The sequence below is a fragment of the Micrococcus sp. IITD107 genome (assembly GCF_041927415.1).
GTDB lineage: Bacteria > Actinomycetota > Actinomycetes > Actinomycetales > Micrococcaceae > Citricoccus > Citricoccus terreus.
Genome location: NZ_JBHFFN010000002.1, coordinates 414086 through 435152, shown reverse-complemented (window position 1 = coordinate 435152; position 21067 = coordinate 414086). Strand labels below are relative to the sequence as shown.

General features: G+C 69.6%; 22 protein-coding genes. 7 read left to right on the top strand and 15 right to left on the bottom strand.

Going from position 1 to position 21067, the window contains the following annotated elements; genetic code table 11:
- Positions 1 to 28 precede the first annotated feature (28 nt).
- The 7 genes from ACEXHE_RS06390 to ACEXHE_RS06360 all read right to left on the bottom strand — a co-directional run bounded on the left by ACEXHE_RS06390 (position 29) and on the right by ACEXHE_RS06360 (position 7287).
- Positions 29 to 364, bottom strand: a complete 336-nt coding sequence (locus ACEXHE_RS06390; RefSeq protein ID WP_374785130.1) for a cation:proton antiporter — start codon at positions 362 to 364, stop codon at positions 29 to 31.
- A gap of 5 nt (positions 365 to 369) precedes the next feature.
- Positions 370 to 648, bottom strand: coding sequence for a monovalent cation/H+ antiporter complex subunit F (locus ACEXHE_RS06385; protein WP_374785129.1), 279 nt, complete (start codon positions 646 to 648; stop codon positions 370 to 372).
- Positions 645 to 1061, bottom strand: coding sequence for a Na+/H+ antiporter subunit E (locus ACEXHE_RS06380; protein ID WP_374785128.1), 417 nt, complete (start codon positions 1059 to 1061; stop codon positions 645 to 647). Before ACEXHE_RS06380 ends, ACEXHE_RS06385 begins: the two co-directional genes overlap by 4 nt.
- The gene (locus tag ACEXHE_RS06375; RefSeq protein ID WP_374785127.1) at positions 1058 to 2671 is read right to left on the bottom strand and encodes a proton-conducting transporter membrane subunit; all 1614 of its coding nucleotides are present in this window, start codon (positions 2669 to 2671) and stop codon (positions 1058 to 1060) included. The genes ACEXHE_RS06380 and ACEXHE_RS06375 overlap by 4 nt, the downstream gene beginning before the upstream one ends.
- On the bottom strand, positions 2668 to 3000 hold the full coding sequence (locus ACEXHE_RS06370; RefSeq protein ID WP_091693912.1) for a sodium:proton antiporter: 333 nt from the start codon (positions 2998 to 3000) through the stop codon (positions 2668 to 2670). The genes ACEXHE_RS06375 and ACEXHE_RS06370 overlap by 4 nt, the downstream gene beginning before the upstream one ends.
- Positions 3000 to 6047, bottom strand: a complete 3048-nt coding sequence (locus tag ACEXHE_RS06365) for a DUF4040 family protein (protein ID WP_374785126.1) — start codon at positions 6045 to 6047, stop codon at positions 3000 to 3002. Before ACEXHE_RS06365 ends, ACEXHE_RS06370 begins: the two co-directional genes overlap by 1 nt.
- Before the next feature lie 130 nt (positions 6048 to 6177).
- Complete coding sequence (locus ACEXHE_RS06360) at positions 6178 to 7287, bottom strand: serine hydrolase domain-containing protein (RefSeq protein ID WP_374785125.1); 1110 nt, start codon at positions 7285 to 7287, stop codon at positions 6178 to 6180.
- Positions 7288 to 7366: 79 nt separating this feature from the next.
- On the opposite strand from ACEXHE_RS06360, the gene zupT reads away from it, so the two are divergent.
- Both zupT and ACEXHE_RS06350 read left to right on the top strand, forming a co-directional pair.
- On the top strand, positions 7367 to 8170 hold the full coding sequence (gene zupT / locus ACEXHE_RS06355; protein ID WP_374785257.1) for a zinc transporter ZupT: 804 nt from the start codon (positions 7367 to 7369) through the stop codon (positions 8168 to 8170).
- Between the two features lie 44 nt (positions 8171 to 8214).
- Complete coding sequence (locus ACEXHE_RS06350) at positions 8215 to 9465, top strand: CynX/NimT family MFS transporter (RefSeq protein ID WP_374785124.1); 1251 nt, start codon at positions 8215 to 8217, stop codon at positions 9463 to 9465.
- Here the strand turns inward: ACEXHE_RS06350 and ACEXHE_RS06345 are convergent.
- Both ACEXHE_RS06345 and tpx read right to left on the bottom strand, forming a co-directional pair.
- Positions 9458 to 10567 carry a S1C family serine protease gene (locus ACEXHE_RS06345; protein ID WP_374785123.1) on the bottom strand — a complete coding sequence of 370 codons (1110 nt, stop codon included), beginning with the start codon at positions 10565 to 10567 and terminating at the stop codon, positions 9458 to 9460. The two genes, ACEXHE_RS06350 and ACEXHE_RS06345, sit on opposite strands and share 8 nt — an antisense overlap.
- A gap of 278 nt (positions 10568 to 10845) precedes the next feature.
- Positions 10846 to 11346: a thiol peroxidase gene (gene tpx, locus ACEXHE_RS06340; protein WP_091693261.1), complete on the bottom strand. Its 501-nt coding sequence runs from the start codon at positions 11344 to 11346 to the stop codon at positions 10846 to 10848.
- 38 nt (positions 11347 to 11384) lie between these two features.
- Between tpx and ACEXHE_RS06335 the strand changes: the two genes are divergently transcribed.
- Positions 11385 to 12305 (top strand): patatin family protein, encoded by a 921-nt coding sequence (locus ACEXHE_RS06335; RefSeq protein ID WP_374785122.1) that lies wholly within the window; start codon positions 11385 to 11387, stop codon positions 12303 to 12305.
- An 18-nt stretch (positions 12306 to 12323) separates the two neighbouring features.
- On the opposite strand, the gene ACEXHE_RS06330 is transcribed toward ACEXHE_RS06335, so the two are convergent.
- A complete protein-coding gene (locus ACEXHE_RS06330) occupies positions 12324 to 12935 on the bottom strand; it encodes a PACE efflux transporter (RefSeq protein WP_374785121.1) in 612 nt (203 codons plus the stop codon).
- Between the two features lie 356 nt (positions 12936 to 13291).
- Here ACEXHE_RS06330 and ACEXHE_RS06325 point away from each other — a divergent pair, with 356 nt between their 5' ends.
- Complete coding sequence (locus tag ACEXHE_RS06325) at positions 13292 to 14431, top strand: DUF808 domain-containing protein (protein WP_374785120.1); 1140 nt, start codon at positions 13292 to 13294, stop codon at positions 14429 to 14431.
- Positions 14432 to 14457: 26 nt separating this feature from the next.
- Here ACEXHE_RS06325 and ACEXHE_RS06320 read toward each other — a convergent pair whose 3' ends face one another.
- Positions 14458 to 15861 (bottom strand): DUF222 domain-containing protein, encoded by a 1404-nt coding sequence (locus ACEXHE_RS06320; RefSeq protein ID WP_374785119.1) that lies wholly within the window; start codon positions 15859 to 15861, stop codon positions 14458 to 14460.
- Positions 15862 to 15999: 138 nt separating this feature from the next.
- Here ACEXHE_RS06320 and thpR point away from each other — a divergent pair, with 138 nt between their 5' ends.
- Positions 16000 to 16560, top strand: coding sequence for an RNA 2',3'-cyclic phosphodiesterase (gene thpR / locus ACEXHE_RS06315; RefSeq protein WP_260060853.1), 561 nt, complete (start codon positions 16000 to 16002; stop codon positions 16558 to 16560).
- Between the two features lie 20 nt (positions 16561 to 16580).
- Here thpR and ACEXHE_RS06310 read toward each other — a convergent pair whose 3' ends face one another.
- Entirely contained in the window at positions 16581 to 17405 is an 825-nt protein-coding gene (locus ACEXHE_RS06310; protein ID WP_374785118.1) for an alpha/beta fold hydrolase, read from the bottom strand.
- Between the two features lie 26 nt (positions 17406 to 17431).
- On the opposite strand from ACEXHE_RS06310, the gene ACEXHE_RS06305 reads away from it, so the two are divergent.
- Entirely contained in the window at positions 17432 to 18193 is a 762-nt protein-coding gene (locus tag ACEXHE_RS06305) for a PIG-L deacetylase family protein (protein ID WP_374785117.1), read from the top strand.
- Between the two features lie 15 nt (positions 18194 to 18208).
- Here ACEXHE_RS06305 and pcm read toward each other — a convergent pair whose 3' ends face one another.
- The 3 genes from pcm to ACEXHE_RS06290 form a co-directional block, all read right to left on the bottom strand.
- Positions 18209 to 18784 carry a protein-L-isoaspartate O-methyltransferase gene (gene pcm / locus ACEXHE_RS06300; RefSeq protein WP_374785116.1) on the bottom strand — a complete coding sequence of 192 codons (576 nt, stop codon included), beginning with the start codon at positions 18782 to 18784 and terminating at the stop codon, positions 18209 to 18211.
- Between the two features lie 249 nt (positions 18785 to 19033).
- Positions 19034 to 19477: a VOC family protein gene (locus ACEXHE_RS06295; protein ID WP_374785115.1), complete on the bottom strand. Its 444-nt coding sequence runs from the start codon at positions 19475 to 19477 to the stop codon at positions 19034 to 19036.
- Positions 19478 to 19575: 98 nt separating this feature from the next.
- Complete coding sequence (locus ACEXHE_RS06290) at positions 19576 to 20400, bottom strand: uracil-DNA glycosylase (RefSeq protein WP_374785114.1); 825 nt, start codon at positions 20398 to 20400, stop codon at positions 19576 to 19578.
- A gap of 131 nt (positions 20401 to 20531) precedes the next feature.
- On the opposite strand from ACEXHE_RS06290, the gene ACEXHE_RS06285 reads away from it, so the two are divergent.
- On the top strand, positions 20532 to 21020 hold the full coding sequence (locus ACEXHE_RS06285; protein WP_356967872.1) for a GNAT family N-acetyltransferase: 489 nt from the start codon (positions 20532 to 20534) through the stop codon (positions 21018 to 21020).
- Positions 21021 to 21067 lie beyond the last annotated feature (47 nt).

Here is a 21067-nt window from a genome sequence, read left to right as displayed (position 1 = left end):
CAGATGAGGACCTGATGCGGCGGACCGCTCAGGCCAGGTCCTGGGGTTCCGTCCGTGGGTCCACGGCGGCGCCGGACTGGTAGATGGCGCGGGCCAGCGTGTTGGAGGCCAACGAGGAGACGATCACCAGTGCCGCGACGGACACCCCGGTGATCAGCAGGGTCCACCAGGAGAAGCCACGGGAACCGGTCAGATGGACGAACACCGCCACCGCGATCAGCGGCAGTCCCATGCCCGTGGCCGGGGAGAACACGTTCATCATCTGCAGCCCGTCCCGGGCCCGCAGCATCGCCACCGAGGAGAGCAGCACGAGCAGGGCTCCGCCGGTGGCCAGCACCACGGCCAGCACGTCAAACCAGGGCATGGAGATCACCGTTCCCCTCGGGTCAGGATGCGGCCCAGGGCCACCGTGGCCAGGATGCCCAGGAACGCGGCGAGCATGGCGGCGTCCTGCACCACGGCGGATCCGCTCTGGATGCCCACCATCATCAGGATGCCGATCGCGGCGAAGTACACCAGATCACCCACCACGGCCCGCTGGGCGGGGGTGGTGGCCGTGTAGATCCGCACCAGGCCCAACAGGATGGACGCGGCCAGGATGCCGATGGGGATCCACAGCAGGGCGGCGGTCAACGGGTCCACGCTCATGCTCCACCTCCCGGCCAGCGCTCGCTGCGCAGCATGGAGAGCAGACGGTCCTCCATGGCGCGCAGGCCCTCTTCGATCTCGGCCCGGTCCTGATCGAACACACAGTGCACGAACACGGTCACCGGCTCGGTGTCCGTCCCGTGGGCGGTGCCCAGGACCAGGGTGCCCGGGGTGATGGTGATGGAGGAGGCCATCCAGGTCACCTCCAGGTCGGTCACGCACCGCAGCGGGAACGCCACGATGGCCGGCTGGGCGAACTCCCCCGGACGCACGGCGTTGCGGGCCATGGTGAAGGAGCCGGAGATGATCTGCCCGGAGAGCCAGAGCAGATAGCGGATCATCCCCACCACGCTGAAGCGGGATCGACGCGGGGCAGCCGACTCCACACGTCCGGTCTGGGGGGTCGAGCTCATCGCAGCACCGCCTCCACGTAGTCAGTGGTGTCCAGCAGTCCGTGGGCGGCGTCCTGCACCACGGGCATCAGTGCGCCGGCCCCGAGGAACAGTGCCACGCTCACGGTCATCATCACCACGCCGGGGGCCAGCAGCCGCCCGGGGATCCGCACGGACTCGGTCATCTCCTTCAGCTCCCCGCGCCCGCCGGCGGGAGCCAGGTCACGGTAGGTGGTCATCGGCGCGCCGGCCATGCTCCGGCCCCACAGTCGCTGCAGGGCGATCAGGGTCACCACCGACGAGGCCAGCACGCCCACGATCAGCAGCACGCCCCAGGAGCCGGACTCCGCGCTCCCGGCGGCCTCCGCACTGGCGGTCATCAGGCCCAGCTTGCCCCACAGCCCGGAGGTGGGCGGCAGACCCGCCAGGGACAGCAGGCCCAGTGCGATCAGCACGGCAGCGAGGCGTTCGCGGTGCATCAGCCCTGTCAGCCGGCCCAGAGTCCCGGTGCCGTAGGTGTGCTCAACGGCGCCGGCCGTGGTCAGCAGGGAGGCCATGGTGATCACGTGGTGCACCAGGTAGAACAGGCCCGCGGCCACCGCAGCAGGAGATCCCAGCACGGCACCGATCAGGATGTGCCCCACGCCGGCGGTCATCTGGAAGGCCAGCACGCCGCGCAGCCGCTTCTCCCCCAGGGAGCCGAAGGCGCCCACCAGCATGGTGACCAGCACGACGACGCCCATCACCACCGCGACCACCGCGGCGGGTGAGTCCGGGGCAGGGAACGCGCCGGCCGTCGTCGGGCCCTCCGCTGTGCCGGAGTCAGCGGGGGCGAAGAGGGTGAACCAGACGCGGAACAGGGCGTAGACGGCGACCTTGGTGTGCAGCGCTGAGAACAGGGCCATGATGCCGGCGGAGGTGGCCGGGTAGGCACGCGGGAGCCAGCCGTGCACCGGGACCACGCCGGCCTTGATGGCCAGGGCGACCAGGACCACGGTGGCGGCCACGGCGACCTGCGGGTCCTCCGCGGCGGCACCGGCCAGCACGGCCAGGTTCACGCTGCCCGCGGCGCCGTAGACCAGGCCGACGCCCATCAGCAGGGTGATGGAGGTGACCAGGTTGATGATCACGAACATGCGTCCGATGCCCAGGCGTCGCCAGGAGCCGGTGACCGCGATCAGCGCGTAGGAGGGCAGCAGCATGACCTCCACGAAGACGAAGAGGTTGAACAGGTCGCCGGTCAGCAGTGCGCCGTTCACGCCGGACATCAGCATCAGGGCCAGTGCCGGGACGAAGCGGTAGCGGTCCTCCCCGGTCAAGGACAGGAACCAGGTGGCCGCGGCGGTGGCCAGACCGGTCACCGCCAGCATCAGCGCCGAGAGGCTGTCCGAGACGAAGGGGATGGCGATCCCGGCCTCGTAGGAGCCGACGGCCGTGGCGATGACCGGTGTGCTCTGGTGCAGCGTCAGCAGCCAGATCGCCCCGGCCAAGGAGGCCACCGGGACGCCGATGGACAGGATGCGGTCCAGTGCCGTGGTGCGGGTCACGGCGGAGACGCCGGCCAGCAGCAGGGGGACGGCGACGAACAGGGGCAGCAGGGAGGCTGCGGTGCTCGCGAGGTCGGCGGTCATGCGTGCTCCTCCCCGGTGTCCGGTGCGCGGTCCTGATCGTCATTGCGTCCGATGGCGGCCATGCTCAGCATCAGGATGGTCGAGGCCATGGAGATGACGATCGCGGTGAGCACGAAGGCCATGGGCAGCGGGTCCGCGGCGTTCTCCGAGGTGGCCGTGTTCATCAGCGGCTCCGTGCGCCAGGCCGCCACACCGGTGGCCAGCAGCAGCAGGTTGGCCGCATGGGAGATCAGGGTCAGACCGAAGATGGAGCGGACCATGCTGCGCTGCAGCAGCAGCCACACGCCTCCAGCGGTCAGGATGCCCACGGTGATCGGCAGGACGAACATCAGGACCTCCCCCACTCAGAGGGCTGGCGCCCGGACTCGATGTGCCGGGTGCCGGCACGGACGGGACGAGGCTCCTCGCCTCTGACCGTGTCCAACGGGCCGTCGACCTCACCGTGCACCGACTCGTCCACGCGCTCGCGCATGCCCTCATAGGCGGTGGGGCGGGGATGCTCCGGGTGGGCCGTGGGGTCGGCGTCCTGATCGTGCTCGCGGGGCAGCGAGGTGCCCAGCACGTTGAAGGTCAGCAGCAGCAGCCCGATCACCGCCAGGTAGACGCCGAGGTCGAACACCAGGGAGCTGCTGAGATGCACGCCCAGGATGTAGCCGTGCTGGGGCTCCATGTACGTCCCGGTGAAGACCATGTTCACCAGTCCGGTGGCCACGGCGACGATCACGCCGCCGCCGATCAGGTAGATCGGGGCGCGCGGCGGGCCGATCTGACGGTCCTGCGAGGTGGACAGGTACAGCAGGCCGACGATCGCCGAACCGACCAGGGCGGCGATGAACCCGCCACCCGGCTCATTGTGACCACGCCAGAACAGCAGGGCGGAGATGACGGCCAGGATCGGCATGAGCACCTTGAGCATCAGCTGCAGCTGCGCGGCGTTGCCCCACGAGCTCAGAATGGCTCGACGGGCAGTGGCCGAACCCAGCTGCGGCACGGACTCCGTGTCCGTGCGGGTCTGGGCGGTGCTTCGGGCGTTGGCCACCCGGGTGGGCTCGAGCTGGCTGGAGCGGACGGTGGAGAGCACCGCGGCGATCGCCACGCCGGTCATGCCGAGCACGGCCAGCTCGCCCAGGGTGTCCAGGGCACGGAACTCCACCAGGATCACGTTGACGATGTTGTCTCCCCCGGTGATGTCCTGTCCGTTGTCCACCAGGTACTGCCCCACCTCGGACTTGCCGCGGCGGGAGGTCAGTGCCCAGGTGGCCAGCCCCATGGCCAGACCGGCGGCCAGGGAGATGGCGATGGCGGGTGCGGCCTTGCGCACCTTCACGCGCTCGAAGGTCCGGGGCAGGCGCTGCAGCACCAGCATGATCACGATCACCGTGAGCGACTCGACCAGCAGCTGGGTCAGCGCCACATCCGGTGCGCCCAGGGAGAGGATCTGCACGGTCATCAGGATGCCCACGGCGGACAGGGCCACGGTGGCGCCCAGCCGGGAACGGGCCACGCAGACACCGATCACCGAGGCGGCGATCAGCACCAGCAGCACCACGTCGATCGGCTGGGTCAGACCCGGGGTCTGGGGCGCCAGGGCGTCGTTGGCCACCAGGGTGGCGACACCGGCCAGCACGACGACGGCCAGGGACCCGACCATCATCCCCGCGTGGGGTCCGGCCGCGTCAGAGGCGGTCAGGCGGGCCACGCCGCGGCCGGCACGCTCGGCGCCGGTGGTGATGGACTCCAGGATCGAGGCACCGCTGAACGGCAGGGTGCGCTGCTCCAGGGCCGGCCACAGGCGACGGCGGGTCGCGATGGTGGCCGCGCCGAGGGCGAACACCGCCAGGGTGGTCAGCAGCTCAGGGGTGATCCCGTGCCAGAGCACGAAGTGCGGGTGTGGATCCGTGGCGGGCAGCGCCGCACCGGTGGCCGTGCCGACCACGGTGTCGAACAGCGGCAGCACGAAGACGGCGGCGACCGAGACCAGGATCGGCAGACCTGCCATGCCCACCAGGACCGGGCCGGGGGCGTGCAGGTGCGTGGCGTCGTCGGGAAGGCTGGTCTCCTGGTCCTCCGGCGTGCGGCGGGCCGGGTCCAGGAAGCCGCCCACCACGATCTTGGCGCAGTAGGCGAAGGTCAGCACCGAACCCAGGGCCGCACCGAGCAGCGGCAGGGCACCGCCCCACTGGTTCAGCGCGGTGAAGATCGACTCCTTGGAGACGAAGCCCAACAGCGGCGGGATCCCGGCCATGGCTCCGGCACCCAGCACGGTCACGGCAAAGGTGAACGGCAGGGCGCGGGCCAGGGCGGGCATGCGGCGCAGATCGCGCGTGCCGGTGGCGTGGTCCACCACACCCACCATCATGAACAGCCCGGACTTGAACATCGCGTGGGCGATGGTGTGGATCAGGGCGGCGGCGATGCCAGCCTCCGTCCCGGTGCCGATCGCCGCGACGATCAGGCCCAGCTGGCTGACCGTGGAGTAGGCCATCAGCTTCTTCAGATCGGTCTGCTGCAGAGCGCGCCAGCCGCCGACGGCCGAGGTGACCAGGCCCGCGGTGACCAGCAGGACCTGCCAGACGGTGTCCCCGTGGAAGGCCGGGGAGAAGCGCAGCAGCAGGAAGATGCCGGCCTTCACCACGGCGGCGGCGTGCAGATAGGCCGAGACCGGGGTGGCGGCGGCCATGGCATCCGGCAGCCAGGAGTGGAACGGGAACTGGGCGGACTTGGTCATGGCGGCCACGGCCACCAGCACGCCCACCAGGGTCAGCAGGCCCGGGTCCTGGGTCCAGACCTCGGATGCCAGAGCCTCCCGGATGGAGGTGGTGCCGGTGCGCACGGCGATCAGCGCCACCGCGGCCAACAGGGCCAGCCCGCCCACGAAGGTGATCAGCAGCGTGCGCATGGACGGGGCGAACGCGCCCTGACCGGACCGGGCGATCAGCAGGAAGCTGGCCAGCGAGGTCAGCTCCCAGCACAGGAACAGCACGATCAGGTCATCCGCGGTGACCAGTCCCACCATGGCCAGGGTGAACAGGGCCATGCCCAGATAGAAGCTCAGGTTCGGCCCCGGCTCCAGGTAGCGCGTGGAGTAGATCAGCACCACGGCCCCGATCAGCAGCGCGATCAGGGTGAAGACACTGGCGATCGGGTCCGCCGAGAAGGAGGCATGGACGGTCAGCTCGCCCAAGGTGACCCAGGGGACGGAGACGTCGGCGGCATCGGTGCCGGGGCCGGCGGACAGGGCCGGCCAGTAGAGCGCGGCGGCTCCGAGGTAGACCACGGCCAGCGGCCAGCCGGCGTTGCGTCCGAGCAGCCGGCAGAGCACCGGAGTCAGGACGAGGCCCACCGCAAGCAGGGTCAGGGTGAGAGCGGTGGACATGCGCTCCACCCTAGCAATCGGTCGGCCCCGAATCCGGTCTCGCCGTGGGTCCATGACGGGCTGATCTGGAGGGTCCAGACCGCCGGCCCGCCACATGCCTTAAGAGAGCAGTCAGGATCCCCCGACGACGTCACCCACCCGACGCTGCCGTCTCACCGGGGATGTTCGCCGCCAGCGAACGGATCAGGTCGGAGAGCTTGACCAGCAGTCGTTTGTCCTGCGCGCTCCCACTGGCCCGGTCCGTGATCAGCCCGACGGCCAGGTCCAGGTCCGGATCCGCCCAGCCCAGGCACACATCCGAACCGTTGTGGCCGAACGTACGAGCGGTGCTGGTGACTCCGAAGGGACACCACTGGCCGGTCCCCCCGAGCTGGACCCCGGTCCCCCACCGGGTCTCCAACCGGGTCCACGCATCCCGTTCACCCTGTGAGCTGGGCTCACTGAGCGCCTCCAGCTCCGGGGCGTGCAGCAGCTGGGCGTAGAACCGGGCCAGCTCGGATGCCGTGGTGGAGATGCCCGCCGCCGGGATCACGGCTTGACGGACCGAGCGGCGGTTCACGATCCGCGCCACCACCGGACCCCCGGGCAGGGCACACAGCGAGCCGTCCACCGGCAGGCACCGGTGCAGATGCTTGTCCGGGACCCCAGGGTGGACATCCGTCAGGCCCATGGGCTCCAGCACCAGCTCACGCAGGGCCTGCTCCCACGGGCGTCCGGTGACCGACCGGACGACCTGAGCCAGGATGATCCCGAAGTCCAGGGGCTGGTAGGCGGCCACCGCGGAGAAGGAGGGGGCGTCGTCGGGAAGGTGGTTCACAGCGTGCCTGTAGCGGCGGGTGCGGCGCCGCGCCGAGGCGACCCGCCGTGCCGAGGCCGCAGGGTCCTGCATGCTCAGCACGGCACGAACGTACGGACCGGCCGTGGGGACGCCGGTGCGGTGGCAGAGCACATCACGCACCGTGGTCGCCGCCTTGGTGCCGGCTCCACCCGTGCCGAACTCAGGCCAGTGCCGCGCGATCGGCTCGTCCAGGTCCAGCGCACCGGTGGCCGCCAGGCGGTGGATCAGCAGCGACGTGAAGGGCTTGCCCGCCGAGAACAGCCAGCCCAGGGCGTCCGGAGTGCAGCGCACGGAGTCGTGCAGGACCGTGTGGCCTCGATGGATGACGGTCAGCTGCACGGCGGCACCGCGGCTGGCGGCCAGGTCGAGGGCAGCGGACCAGTCCGAGCGGGAGGAGCTCATGGCTCGACCCTAGACTGGTGCGCGGATCCGCGCAGGTGCTGCGCACACAGGCACCGGCAGGCAGGGGCGCAGAGCGATGATGGAGAACTTCTGGTTCGCCTTCGGCCTGACCGTCTTCGCCGGACTGGCCACCGGGATCGGCGGACTGGCCTCCGTGGTCTCCCGACGCACCAGCGCCACCTTCCTCTCCGTCTCACTGGGCTTCTCCGCGGGCGTGATGCTCTACGTCTCCCTGGTGGAGATCCTGCCCAAGGCCGTCGAGTCGATCGGCGAGGAGGTCGGGGCCGGACCGGCGGGCTGGTGGGCCGTCGCGGCGTTCTTCGGCGGGATGCTGGTGATCGGGGTGATCGACCGGCTGGTGCCCAGCGCCATCAACCCGCACGAGCCCCATTCCGTGCTGGACCCCGAGGCCTCACTGGACCGGCGCCGGCTGATGCGCGCCGGGACCATGACCGCCGTGGCGATCGCCATCCACAACTTCCCGGAGGGCTTCGCCACGTTCATCGCCGGCCTGAAGGACCCCTCGGTGGCCATCCCGGTGGCCCTGGCCATCGCCATCCACAACATCCCCGAGGGCGTGGCCGTGGCGGTTCCCATCCGGCAGGCCACCGGATCCCGCCGCAAGGCCGTGCGCTGGTCCTTCCTCTCCGGTCTGGCCGAGCCGATCGGCGCTCTGGTCGGCTTCCTGCTGCTGATGCCCTTCCTGAACGGCATGACCCTGGGGGTGACGTTCGGGATGGTCGCCGGGATCATGGTGTTCATCTCGCTGGATGAGCTGCTGCCCACCGCCCACGAGTACGGCAAGCACCATCTGGCGATCTATGGGCTGGTGGCGGGCATGGCGGTCATGGCGGTCTCCCTGCTGCTGTTCGCCTCCGTCTGATCCGGGTGTCCCTGCAGGGCGTCGCCTCCGTGTAGAACTGTGGGGTGCTCGCTTCGACCCCGTCCCCGTCTCCCTCGCGCCGTCCTGGTCTTGCCGTCCCGCTGGGGCTGGCCATGGCAGCGGTCCTGCTGATCTCCGTCAATCTCCGCCCCGGGGCCACGTCCCTGGGTCCGGTCCTGCAGGAGGTCTCCGCTGCCCTGGGACTGGACGGCAGCGGCGCCGGCATGCTGACCGCGCTGCCCGGACTGTGCTTCGGCGTGGTCGGGTTCGTCTCGGTCAGGCTGGGCCAGCGCGCCGGCCTGTCGGTGGCGATCGCCCTCGGCATGGGGCTGACGGTGCTGGGCCTGCTCACCCGGGTGTGGATGCCGAACCCCTGGCTGTTCCTGGGCCTGACGGCGGTGGCGCTGGCAGGCATGGGGATCGGCAACGTTCTGGTCCCGGCCTGGATCAAGCGTCATGGCGGCCCCCGCACCGTGCTGCTGATGACCCTCTACAGCGCATTCCTCACCGTGGGCGGATCTGCGGGTGCTTTGCTGTCTGCCCCGCTGGCCTCCGGTGTCGCCGATGCCTTGGGCCAGCCGGACGGGTGGCGCTGGTCCTTGGCCCTGTGGGGACTGGCCGCGGTGATTCCGCTGGGACTGTGGCTGGTGGTGGCCCGCCGCACCGGCCACGACTTCCCACCGACCCCTCCGGGCGACGGGCCCGCCATTCCTCTGACTCGATCGCCGGCCGCGGTGGCACTGACCGTGCTGTTCGGGGTGCAGTCCATGAACGCCTACGTCCAGTTCGGCTGGATCCCGCAGATCTACCGGGACGCCGGGCTCTCTGCAGGTCATGCAGGGACGCTGTTGGCCGTGATCGCCGGGCTGGGCATCATCGGTGGGCTGATCATGCCCACGGTGATCGACCGCTCCCGCACCCTGGCCCCGTGGATGGTGGGCTTCGGAACCCTGACACTGATCGGCTACGTGGGACTGCTGCTGGCGCCGGTCTCCCTGGCGCTGCTCTGGGCGATCATCCTGGGGCTGGGCAGCTTCGCCTTCCCCACCGCGATCGCTCTGATCCCGGCCCGCAGTCGGGACCCGCACGTCACTGCTCGGCTCTCCGGGTTCGTCCAGCCGGTGGGTTACATCCTGGCGGCGATCGGCCCGTTCGTGGTGGGTCTGATCCACGCGGCCACCGGGACCTGGACCGCTGTGCTGATCATGATGGCCTGCTCCGGCGTGGTGATGACTGCCGCCGGGCTGCGCGTGGCCGGTCGAGTGGTGGTGGACGACGAGCTGACCGTCAGTTGACCACGGCCTCCTGCAGCACGGCCTGGCCCTGACGAGGCTCCCCGTCTGAGGTCCGCCACTCCACGGTGACGGTGTCCCCGGCGTTGCGGTCATTGACCAGGTCGGCCAGCTCCTTGGAGCTGACCACCTCTTCACCGTCCACGCGCAGCACGGTGTCCCCAGCGCGCAGGCCCAGCTTCTCGGCCGCTGAGCCCTCAGTGACCTCTTCGATCCGGGCGGCGCCGTCCACGGTGGAGACCATGATCCCCAGGGCGCCATCCACCCCGATGCTCACGGTCTCGGTCTCCTCCCCGGAGAGCACCTGGTCCACCACCCCGAGCGCCACGGTGATCGGAATGGCGTAGCCGTCCACCTCGCGCGCGGTCTCCCCACGCGAAGCGGCCGTGGTCACCCCCACCACCTGGCCGTCGTCGTTCACCAGGGGTCCTCCGGAGTATCCGGGGACCACATCCGCCTCCGTCTCGATCAGTCCGGTCAGCCGGGAGTAGTCGTCCGGGATCTCCGAACCGGCCATGATGGACCGGTCCAGTCCGGTCACCTCGCCGGTCACCGCCGTCAGGTATCCCTGTCCACCGCCGTTGCCGACGGCTGCCGTCAGGTCCCCACGGCGGGGCATCTGCTCATCGATGCTGACCGTGGTCAGCCCGTCGGCCTCCTCCAGCTGCAGCACGGCCACATCATGGCGGGAGTCGCGGCCCAGCACCACGGCCGTGTACCGCCGGCCCGTGTCCGCCACCGTGACGGTGACCTCTGAGGAGTCCTCGACCACGTGGTAGTTGGTCACCGCCAGACCGTCCTGGCTGAGCACCATCCCGGTCCCCACGCCCATGCCGCGCAGAGTCAGCGTGTCCACCATGAGCACTCCGGGCGCCCGCGTGACCCGGTGTCCCGCGTCCAGGCCTCCGTCAGCGATCTGCGGATCGGCCTCCCAGTCCACGCGGATGCCGTCGTGGGCGAACTGGAGGTCCTGGGCGATCTGCTCGCCGTCGAGCACCGGCGCGGCAGCCCGCGGCTGGGAGGCCTCGATCGCCTCCTGGATCTCCTGGACGGCGAAGGTGCCCACCCCGCCGGCGAGGATCGCCCCGGCCAGGAACCCAGCCACCACGATCAGCCGATAGGCCAGTCCTCGTCGTCTCCTCGGCGGCGGTGGGGGCGGACCCCAGGTCTGCTGAGGCGGCGCGTACGGCCCTGGACCCGAGCCCGACGACGGCCACGCACCGGTCCAGTCCGGCGCGGCCTGATGAGGCGGAGACCAGGGTTCTGCACTGCCCGTCCTGGGAGGCCGCTGTGGATACGGCGGAACCCCGGCCGCTGGGCGGCCGGGGTTCTCGTCGTCGTGGGACGGATGCATGGATGCTCACACAGCGATCAGACCGACGGTCAGCGCTGGGCTGCCTCCAGAGCGGCGTCGTAGTCGGGCTCGTCGGTGATCTCGGGGACCAGCTGGGTGTAGACGACCTTGCCCTCAGCATCCACGACCACGACCGAGCGGGCCAGCAGACCCTCGAGCGGGCCATCGGTCATGGTGACGCCGTAGTCCTGGCCGAAGCTGGAACGGAAGGCAGAGGCGGCGGTGACATTCTCGATCCCCTCGGCACCGCAGAAGCGGGCCTGGGCGAAGGGCAGGTCGGCGGAGGCACACACCACGGAGGTGTTCTCCAAGCCGGCGGCGAGCTCGTTGAACTTGCGCACGGATGCGGCGCACACACCGGTGTCCAGGGACGGGAAGATGTTCAGGATGACGGTGCGGCCGGCCAGGTCCTTGCTGGTCACGGGAGCCAGGTCGGTGCCGACCAGCTCGAAGGCGGGAGCGGAGGAGCCCTCAGCGGGCAGCTCTCCGACGGTGTTCACGGTCTCGGACTTGAATGCGGTGGTAGCCATGGCCTCAGCCTACGGGTCCGCGCGGACGAGGTACCAGCATGTCGCCGCCGGAGCCGTCTAGGCTGACCATCGTGGACCTGAGCTGCAACATCACCGACACCGCCCTGCTGTTCGAGGGCGGCGGCATGCGCGCGTCCTACACGGCCCCCATGGTCGCCACCCTGTTGGAGGCGGGCATCCACACGGACTTCGTGGCCGGCATCTCCGCTGGGTCCTCCAACACGGCCAACTACATGGCGCGCGATGGCGTCCGCGCGCGCACCTCGTTCGTGGAGTTCGCCGCAGACCCACAGTTCGGCGGCTGGAAGACCTTCCTGCGCGGGCAGGGAATGTTCAACGCCCAGTACATCTATGAGAAGACCGGCCTGCCGGGCCAGGCTCTGCCCTATGACTTCGCCACCTATCAGGCCAATCCGGCCACGGTCCGGTTCGGGGCCTTCGATGCCGCCGACGGCAGGATGGTCTGGTGGGGCAAGGAGGACACCCCCCGCCTGCAGGACCTGATGATCCGGGTCCGGGCCTCCTCCACCATGCCGGTGCTGATGCCGCCGGTGAAGCTGGACGGGCGCACCTACGTGGACGGCGCGCTGGGACCGGACGGCGGAATCCCGCTTTCCGCCGCACAGGACGCCGGATACGACCGCTTCCTGGTGATCATGACCCGGGAGCGTCGTTACGTGAAGCGGCCCGAGCGTTTCCCGGCGTTCTACCAACGCTATTTCCGCACCCATCCGGCCATCGCCGAGGCGCTGATCAACCGGTGGCGCTCCTACAACGAGACCCGTGAGCGCCTGTTCGAGCTGGAGCGGGAGGGGCGGGCGTACCTGTACTTCCCGGATCGGATGCCGGTGGCCAACGGAGAGCGCAGCGTGGCCAAGCTTGCCGCCTCCTACGAGGCCGGGATGGATCAGGCCCAGCGTGAGCTGCCGGCCATCCAGGAGTTCCTCAACCTGCGCTGAGCGGGGTCTGCCACCCGGTCAAGCCTGGGGCTGAGCCGAGTCGGGCATGCCGAACACCCGGTCGAAGCACCAGGCGTAGATGCCGGTGTAGATCAGGAAGAAGATGATCAGGGCCAGCTCGTAGAGGAATGCCTCCCACAGGCTGATCTGGAGGATCAGGGCCACGGCCGGCACCAGGAACAGCACCAGTCCGCTCTCGAAGAGGGTCATGTGCAGGATGCGCACCCACAGGGGGCGCCCGGTGTGGCCGGACCAGGCTTCCCACTTCTCGAACAGCGTGTTGAAGACCATGTTCCAGATCAGGGCCACCGCAGAGGACACCACCCCCACGAGGAAGCTCGGCCCGGCGGAGTTGCCCAGGGCGGCCAGGATCAGGGTGGTGAACACGATCGCCAGGGCCTCGAAGATCACCGCGTAGACCACCCGGCGCTGAGTGGGGGTGCGGAAGACACGGCGTCCCACCAGGGCGGGCTTCCCACCTGGGCCCAGGGGGACGGCAGTGGGGCTGACGCCATCCTTCCCGACGACGGCCGGCCGGCTGGGCAGGTCGGCGGCACCTGCGGTGGGGGTCACCGGGGTCTCGGTGGGGTCGGCGGGCTGAGCGGCCTGGTTCGAGGCGTGCTGAGGCATGGGAAAGGACCTCCCTGGTCGGTTCTGTCCATGGGAAGTCCTCTGCGGGTTTCGCGTCCATGGAAGTCGGTGCTCGGCGACGGGCACATGTCGCGCCACTCGCTCTGACCGGAGGTGAACAGGGGTCGGCGGGCCACCGGCGACCCAGTCTACCGACTCTGCCTGTGCAGAGTCTGGGCAGGACAGGGAGATTATCGTCACCGGGGGTGTCCCTGGCGCAACGCCGGAGGTGACCGGGCGTCGTCGTATGCTTTCTGCATGTCCAACACCCGCTCGGTCACCGCCACAGGCCTGTCTGCCTGTGCCCTCCGCACGTCCACTGCCACCGTCTCCCTCACTCTGACCGGAGCCCAGCGGTGAGCGGCGGCCTGGTCGCGCTGCTGGATGACGTCGCCGCCCTGGCGCGCATCGCAGCGGCCTCCGTGGATGATGTGGCCGCCGGTGCGGCCAAGGCCGGCGCCAAGGCTGCCGGCGTGGTGATCGACGACGCCGCCGTCACCCCTCAGTACGTGACCGGAGCGGATCCCTCCCGCGAGCTTCCGATGATCTGGAAGATCGCCAAGGGCTCGCTGATCAACAAGCTGCTGGTCATCCTTCCCGTCCTGCTGCTGCTGTCCTGGCTGGCACCGTGGAGCCTCACGCCCATCCTCATGCTCGGCGGCACCTACCTCTGCTACGAGGGCGCCGAGAAGGTCTGGGGCAAGATCCGCGGTCACCATCCGGAGAAGTCCAAGCCCGCCATCGAGAAGGGTCCGGAGGCTGAGAACAAGGTCGTCAAGGGTGCCATCACCACCGACTTCATCCTCTCCTGCGAGATCATGGTGATCTCCATGAACGAGGTGGCCGACCAGGAGTTCATCGTCCGCGCCATGATCCTGGTGGTCGTGGCCATCGCCATCACCGTGCTGGTCTACGGGGCGGTCGCCCTGATCGTGAAGATGGACGACATCGGCCTGCACCTGACCCGCAAGGACTCCGCCGGCACTCAGAAGGTCGGCGAGATGCTGGTCAAGGCGATGCCCAAGGTCCTGGGCTTCATCACCCTCATCGGCACCGTGGCCATGCTGTGGGTCGGCGGCCACATCATCCTCGTGGGTCTGAAGGACCTGGGCTGGCCGGTCCTGTATGACTTCGTCCACACCCTCGAAGCCCCCTTCGCGGGCATCGCCGGGGTGGGCCCGGCGCTGGCCTGGCTGGTGAACACCCTGTGCTCGGCCATCCTGGGCCTGGTGTGGGGTCTGATCGTGATATTCGTGCTGCACTCCCTGCCGTTCATGAAGCACGGCAAGGGCCACGGGGACGACGCTGGCCACGATCACGAGGTCGACGACGCTGCCGAGGGCTCGGCAGGCCACCAATCCGGTGATCTGCGTGCGCGTGTGGGCGGTCTGACGCCCGGTGCCGCCGTGGCCACGGACCGCCAGGGAACCGCCGACCAGAGCAGGCCCTATCCCCCAGCGGATCAGAACCGGCACGGTTCCCACGCAGCCGAGTAGTCGCGCCCGGTCGCGGTCAGGCCCGGTCATGTGGGAACCATCCTGACCCACTCCACGTTGACCCGTGGAACCCAGCCCTGCGGGAACTCGATCGGTGGCAGTCTGCCTGCGGCCCGTTCGGCGGCGCTGCATCGTGCGGGTGAACCTGCACCTGCATTCATCTTCTGGATCAGGGACTCTGTATCAGTGCGGTACCGATGCCCGGTGGGCGTGGTGACCTCCAGTCTGTCCGGAGAGGCCTGGTGGCTCCACCCGGGGTTCTCCTTGGTGTAGTTGCACCGGGCGCACAGTCCGGAGCCGTTCGCCCAGGAGGTCTCTCCCCCGGACTGCACCGACACGGCGTGGTCCAGGTGCTTGATCTGCGCATCGCAGTACGGGGTCCGGCAGACGTCATCACGCAGGATGACCATCCTGCGAAGCGACTCCGGGAACTCTCGGCGGCGGGACTCCATGCCCACCAGCTGTCCGCTCTGCGGATCCGTGTAGAGCCGGCGCAGGTAGACCTCGAGTGCCTCATCGCGGATCCAGGATCGAGCGCTCGAAGCCGGCAGCGGACCGTGCCCGGGGATCCAGGCAGGAATGTCCTCGCCGCCCAGCAGTGTCCGGTCTGTCATGATCAGCTGCACCTCCGCGGGGACGGCGGGAGCGGCGCTCTGACCTGTGGACCGTTCCACCAGCAGGTCGGCCATCACTTGAGATCGGGACCGCCCCTCCGGGTCTCCAACCCCCACGAGAGTGGCGGCATCCCGTGTCAGCGTGGCGTAGACGCTGATCGCCTGCTGGAGCGGGACCAGTGCCGTCAGATAGGCCATGTCACCCGGCGCAGGGCGGACCGAGACGTGTCGCTGCGCCTTCTCCCGTTCACGCTGGGCCACCACGGCGGCCTGGTCCACCTCCTGGACCAGCGCTCGCACCCGGCCGCGGAGCCGGCCGAGACTGACCTCGCCGAGCAGGTCCTTGATCAGCTCGTCCACCCGTCGCCGGTTCTCGGCAGAGAGATAGATGACCTCGCGGCAGACACAGGTGGCCACCCACTCGGAGATCCACCCCTCGGCCAATGCCGCCAGCGTGTGGGGCATATCCGTCACCAGTGTCCGCCCCAGCCCGAGGTGCTGCGATCCTCGAGCCGGTGAGTCCCGACGCGCCAGAGCCACCTCTGCGGCAACCCCTCGGCCGCGTTCGTTCTCCGGAATGCCCTCGGCCTCCTGGGCTGCGCATCGCATCTGGAACAGTGCAGCCGACTCGCGGGCCTGCGCGGCGGCACAGGCGCCCTTGAGTTCTTCGAGCAGCCGGATCCGATCGATGGCCTCCGCTTCATCCGCCGCCACAGGCATCTGCGCCAACTGGGCGATCAGCTCCGTCAGCGCGGGAGGCCGGAGCACCGGGTTCCGGGGCTCCTCCATGCGGTCTACTGACGATGTATCGAACATGCCTTCGACTCTAGAGTGGCGGATGGACACGATAAGCCCAGCACCCCAGAACGTGGACTCTCCTGGCCAGCTGGCCCCCTGTGCAGGAGCCGACCTCGGGTCGCCCTCCCCCTCAATCACCCTCGATACACTGCCCGCATGGGAACCAGGATGTTCGCTGCCGTCTACCCTCCCGAGGACGTCCGCGAGGAGCTGGCCGAGTTCCTCGAGGCCCGACCCGGGATGAGATGGACCCCACCGGAGCAGATGCATCTGACGTTGGCCTTCATGGAAGCCGTTCCGGACCGCTCGGTGGAACCCCTCGCTGACCTGCTGGCGGAGGCCTGTGCTGGCACCGAGTCCTTCCTGTGCGGACTGCACGGGGCCGGGGCCTTCCCGCACCCAGACCGACCAGCCGTGCTCTGGCTCGGCGTCGAGGATGGCGCCGAACAGCTCCGTGGCCTGGCCCGCCGCGTCCGCAACGCCGCCAACCGTGCTGGCGCCACTCCGGACGGCAAGGCCTTCACACCCCATCTGACGCTGGCCCGCCCCGGCCGGGGCACCAACGCCACCCGATGGATCCGCGTGCTGGAGACGTTCAGTTCACGTCTCTGGGAGGTCCCCGAGGTGCACCTGGTCGAATCGGTGCTGCAGGGACACGGCCATCGGCCCCGGCATCAGAGCGTGGCTGTGCTGCCGTTGGGCACGGCCCACTCCTAGCGCCCGGTCCACGCGGCCCGTCAGTCCGCCAGCAAGAAGGTCCGCAGCGCAACGGTAAACGATTCGGGTTGGTCCGAATGCACCCAGTGGGTGGCACCCTTGATGGTTACGCGCAGCGTGCGGGGGAACCATCCCTCCATGGTCGGCTGGTCCTCGTCCTTGACGTAGTCCGAGCGCTCTCCGGCCATCCACAGCACCGGCCCGTCGAAGCTCTTCCCCTCCAGCGACTCGGCAGGGAAGCCCATCACCCGGTCCAGCTGGCCGTGCAGCAGCTCCAGGTTCGGCTCCCAGGCAAACCCGCCGTCAGTGCGCACCAGGTTCTGCAGCAGGAAGCCCCGCACTCCACGCTGGCCGATCGGCTCCTGCAGCTGAGCGTCGGCGTCCGACCGGCTCGAGACCGAGTCCAGGTCCAGAGCGATCAGTGATCCCAGCAGGTGGTCGAACTCGCTGCGGCCGGCTCCGGTGTCCACGGGGGCCACGTCCTCGACCACGAGCTTGCGCACCAGTTCAGGGTGACGCAGCGCCAGGATCATCGCCACCTTGCCGCCCATGGAGTGCCCCAGCACATCCACCGGACCGTCCTGGGCGAAGCCGGCTGCCAGGTGGTCCGACACGGCATCGGCCATCTGCACGTAGTCGAACTCCTCGGTCCACGTCGACTTGCCGTGGTTGGGCAGATCCACCAGCAGGCACTGGAACTCGGGCTGCAGGGCCTTGGCGATCGAGGCGAAGTTCTTGCCCCGGCCGAACAGACCGTGCAGGAACACCAGCTTGCGGGCGGCACCGTCCTCCCCGGTCTGGACGGAGTGGATGGACGGGGTGCGGTTCGTACTCTCGACAGTCACCCCTCCACTGTAGGACTGTGGAGGACATGACGTCCTCCGCATTCCTCCCCCCGCTCCCCGAGGCACTGGACCGTTCCCTGGAGCGGGTGCTGTGCATCGTGGCCCACCCGGACGACATGGAGTACGGGACTTCGGCCGCCGTGGCCGCGTGGACCGCCAGCGGCCTGGAGGTCACCTACCTGCTGCTCACCGCTGGCGAGGCCGGGATGTCCGAGCCTCCGGAACAGGTGGCCCTCGTCCGTGCCGAGGAGCAGCGTCAGGCGTGCGCACAGGTAGGAGTGAGCGATCTGCGCATCCTGGATCACCCGGACGGGATGCTGGAGTACGGCTTGGATCTGCGTCGGGACATCGCCCGCACGGTCCGGCAGGTCCGACCGCAGATCGTGGTCACGGCCTCCTTCGCGTTCGAGGCATACGGCGGTCTGAACCAGGCCGACCACCGTGCTGCAGGTCTGGCCGTGGTGGACGGTGTGCGGGACGCGGACAACCGGTGGGTGTTCCGCGAGCTCGCTGAGCAGGAGGCCCTGGAGCCCTGGCATGTCTCTGCGCTGCTGGTGGCCGGTGATGACCGACCCACCCACGCCGTCCCCGTGGACGAGCACGCCGTGCAGGCCGCGGTGCGCTCGCTGAGCAGCCACGCTGCGTACGTGGAGCACGTGGAGGACCACCCGGATCCGGCCACCTTCATCCCGCAGACACTTCACGACGGCGGCTCAGTCGCCGGATGCGAGCACGCCGTCACCTTTCGCGTGTACGACCTGGGCGGGATCGGCTCGACGGAGAGCTGACCTGGGCCAGCCGGGTCAGCCCTCCACCAGGGGCATGAAGCGGTACCACCCGTGCCGGGTGACCCGGTTGCCCTCACCCTCACGCTGGACCCGCAGCATCTCACCTCCCACGGGAATCACCATCACCCCGTCCACCGCCAGCTGCTCCACCAGTGCGTGCGGCAGGTGGTCGGCCATCGCGGAGACGAGGATCCGGTCGAACGGGGCCCGGCTCGGCATCCCGAGTTCACCGGGAACGGCGTCGAGCACCTGCACCCAGTGCCGGCCTTGGGCCCGGACCGCCTCCCGGGCGCTGGCTGCCAGTTCGGGCACCCGCTCGACCCCGATCACCGATCCGCTCTCCCCCACCAGCTCACCCATCAGTGCGGTGGTCCAGCCGGACCCGGCGCCCACGTCCAGGACCTTTTGCCCCGGGTGGACTTCCAACAGGGTGAGCATGGCAGCCACCGTGGAGGGCTGGGAGTTCGTCTGTCCGTGACCGATCCGCAGCGGGGCGTCACGGTCCGCTGAGTCCTGCAGATGCTCGGGGAGGAAGCACTCGCGAGGTACGTGCTCGAGGGCCTTCCGCACGGAACTGTCTGCAGCATTCACGTCAGGCTGCGTCCTGCTGTGGCCCGCCGAGGCCGTGATGGCACGTCTGCCGATCAGCCGATTCAGCCGGCCCCATCGATCCCGCCAGCTCATCCCGACCTCCTGTCAGTCTCCGGAGCTCTCCACACCACGAGCCATCCGCCACTGCTGCAGCCCGGCCACACCGGCCGCTGCCCCGGACGCCAGGGCACAGCCCAGACCGTCCACCAGGAGGACGGCCCGGGCTCGTCAGCTGTCCATCGGCATCTCTCACCCGGCCTGCTGTCCGCGGTCGGCCTCCACCGAGAAGGACCACATCACGCCGAAGCGGTCGAAGACCGTTCCGTAGTGGTCGCCCCAAGGCGCCTGCTCGAAGGGCATGCCCACGGACCCGCCGGCGTCCACCAGCTTCTGGATCAGCCCCTGCGCCTCGTCCACACTGTCCGCGGTGTACAGCAGCGAGTAGGCGGTGTCCCGGATGACGTAGTCGTTGCCGTCCTCCATGGCGTCTCCCCCAGCCAGGATGCTGCCGCCCGGAAGCGTGAGGGTCACGTGGGCCACGGCCTGGGGATCGGGTTCGAACGGCATGCTCTCCATGGGCATGTCGCCGTATCTGACCATGTTCAGCTCCCCGCCGAACACCTCATGCCAGTGGGTGAAGGCCTCCGCGGTGGTCCCGGGGAAGGCGATGTATGTGGCGACGGTGGCAGTCATGATCTCTCCTTGAGGACGTGCACCAGGGGCCGGCTCCATGTCCGACCCAGGCACAGACTACGACTCCACCCGGACACGCAACAGGTCCGCTCTGCTCCTCACAGCCGCCCGATCACCTCGTCCAGCATCGCCTCGGTGAGCCGGCCGGTGAAGGTGTTCTGCTGGCTGACGTGGTAGCAGCCGATCACGCGAAGGTGCGTGCCGTCGTCGCGCAGGAATGTGGTCTCCGCGCCGTGGCCGAACGTCACGCGTGGGCGGGGCACCTGCCAGCCCAGGCGTGCTGCCGCCGCGTGCACTGCCTGCCAGCCGATCCCGCCCAGCACCAGCGCCGACTCCGCACTGCCTGCCAGGAGGAGCTCCCGGTCCATCCAGCCGCCGCACGCGGCACGCTCGTCCGGGGTCGGCTTGTTGCCCGGAGGCGCGCAGTGCACGGGCGCGATGATCCGCACGCCGTGCAGCTCCAGCCCGTCCCCCGCAGACCAGGATTCGGCCTGGGTGGCATACCCCGCGCGGTGCAGCGCGGCCATGATCCAGTCCCCCGAGCGGTCGCCCGTGAACATCCGCCCGGTGCGGTTCCCGCCCTGCGCCGCCGGGGCCAGCCCGATCACCAGCACGCGCGGGCGCTGCTCCCCCAGGCTCGGCACCGGCCGGCCCCAGTACGGCTCCCCCTGGAATCTGCGCTGCTTGGTGGCGGCCACCTCCTCCCGCCAGGCCACCAGTCGCGGGCAGGCGCGGCACACGCTGACCATGGCATCCAGGTCAGGTCCCGACGACGCCCGGCCTGCGAGCGCTGCCACCTCACCGGCGCTGTGGGCCACGGGAGTGGACGGGGTGGCCGGATCCCCCGGCCACCCCGTCCCCGGGGGCACCGGTGAGGGGAAGGGCTGCGCAGTGATGGGGTGCGGGAGCGGTGAGGTAACCATGCGCCCACCGTACGCCGATGCTCCGACCCCCTTCCCGGGACAACCCAGGCCCAGAACCGACCCTCGGGTGTCCCGGGAAGGGGGTGGGAGCGGCATCTGACACACGGGGCATGATCTGCGAGCATGACCACATGAGTCCTGAGCGCAGCGCACCACCCGCCACCGTCAGCTCCGTCCGATCTGCCCCTTTCTCAGAGCTGGATCCGCGCACCGCCTACCTGCTGTGGCGCCTGCGCTCGGAGGTGTTCGTGGTGGAGCAGGACTGCCCGTACCTGGACCTGGACGGACGGGACCTGGAACCGCAGACCGTGCACCTGTGGGTCGAGACGGCAGAGGACCCCGGAACGCCCCTGGGCACCCTGCGCATCCTGCAGGAGCCGGACGGGAGCACCCTGCGGATCGGGCGCGTGGTGGTGGCAGAGCAGCACCGGGGAGCCGGGTTGGCCGCACAGCTGATGCAGGCCGCACTGGATCAGGTGGGCGAGCGCCGGTGCGTGCTGGACGCCCAGGCTCATCTGGCCCACTGGTACGCCCGGTTCGGGTTCGCGCCGTCCGGCCCGGAGTTCCTGGAGGACGGGATCCCCCACGTCCCGATGACCCGACCGGCGACCACCGACTGAGCCGAGCCCGGCCTCCTCAGGTGCGGGGCCGTCGTCGGGAATCCTGG

Bases quoted from the DNA above. Each gene is read 5' to 3' on its own strand.
- ACEXHE_RS06370 (WP_091693912.1), bottom strand. From the start codon at position 3,000: ATGTTCGTCCTGCCGATCACCGTGGGCATCCTGACCGCTGGAGGCGTG.
- ACEXHE_RS06380 (WP_374785128.1), bottom strand. From the start codon at position 1,061: ATGAGCTCGACCCCCCAGACCGGACGTGTGGAGTCGGCTGCCCCGCGT.
- ACEXHE_RS06295 (WP_374785115.1), bottom strand. From the start codon at position 19,477: ATGACTGCCACCGTCGCCACATACATCGCCTTCCCCGGGACCACCGCG.
- ACEXHE_RS06290 (WP_374785114.1), bottom strand. From the start codon at position 20,400: ATGGTTACCTCACCGCTCCCGCACCCCATCACTGCGCAGCCCTTCCCC.
- ACEXHE_RS06305 (WP_374785117.1), top strand. From the start codon at position 17,432: ATGACGTCCTCCGCATTCCTCCCCCCGCTCCCCGAGGCACTGGACCGT.
- ACEXHE_RS06390 (WP_374785130.1), bottom strand. From the start codon at position 364: ATGCCCTGGTTTGACGTGCTGGCCGTGGTGCTGGCCACCGGCGGAGCC.
- ACEXHE_RS06330 (WP_374785121.1), bottom strand. From the start codon at position 12,935: ATGCCTCAGCACGCCTCGAACCAGGCCGCTCAGCCCGCCGACCCCACC.
- ACEXHE_RS06375 (WP_374785127.1), bottom strand. From the start codon at position 2,671: ATGACCGCCGACCTCGCGAGCACCGCAGCCTCCCTGCTGCCCCTGTTC.
- thpR (WP_260060853.1), top strand. From the start codon at position 16,000: ATGGGAACCAGGATGTTCGCTGCCGTCTACCCTCCCGAGGACGTCCGC.
- ACEXHE_RS06385 (WP_374785129.1), bottom strand. From the start codon at position 648: ATGAGCGTGGACCCGTTGACCGCCGCCCTGCTGTGGATCCCCATCGGC.
- ACEXHE_RS06335 (WP_374785122.1), top strand. From the start codon at position 11,385: ATGTCGCCGCCGGAGCCGTCTAGGCTGACCATCGTGGACCTGAGCTGC.
- ACEXHE_RS06285 (WP_356967872.1), top strand. From the start codon at position 20,532: ATGAGTCCTGAGCGCAGCGCACCACCCGCCACCGTCAGCTCCGTCCGA.
- tpx (WP_091693261.1), bottom strand. From the start codon at position 11,346: ATGGCTACCACCGCATTCAAGTCCGAGACCGTGAACACCGTCGGAGAG.
- ACEXHE_RS06320 (WP_374785119.1), bottom strand. From the start codon at position 15,861: ATGTTCGATACATCGTCAGTAGACCGCATGGAGGAGCCCCGGAACCCG.
- ACEXHE_RS06360 (WP_374785125.1), bottom strand. From the start codon at position 7,287: ATGAGCTCCTCCCGCTCGGACTGGTCCGCTGCCCTCGACCTGGCCGCC.
- ACEXHE_RS06365 (WP_374785126.1), bottom strand. From the start codon at position 6,047: ATGTCCACCGCTCTCACCCTGACCCTGCTTGCGGTGGGCCTCGTCCTG.
- zupT (WP_374785257.1), top strand. From the start codon at position 7,367: ATGGAGAACTTCTGGTTCGCCTTCGGCCTGACCGTCTTCGCCGGACTG.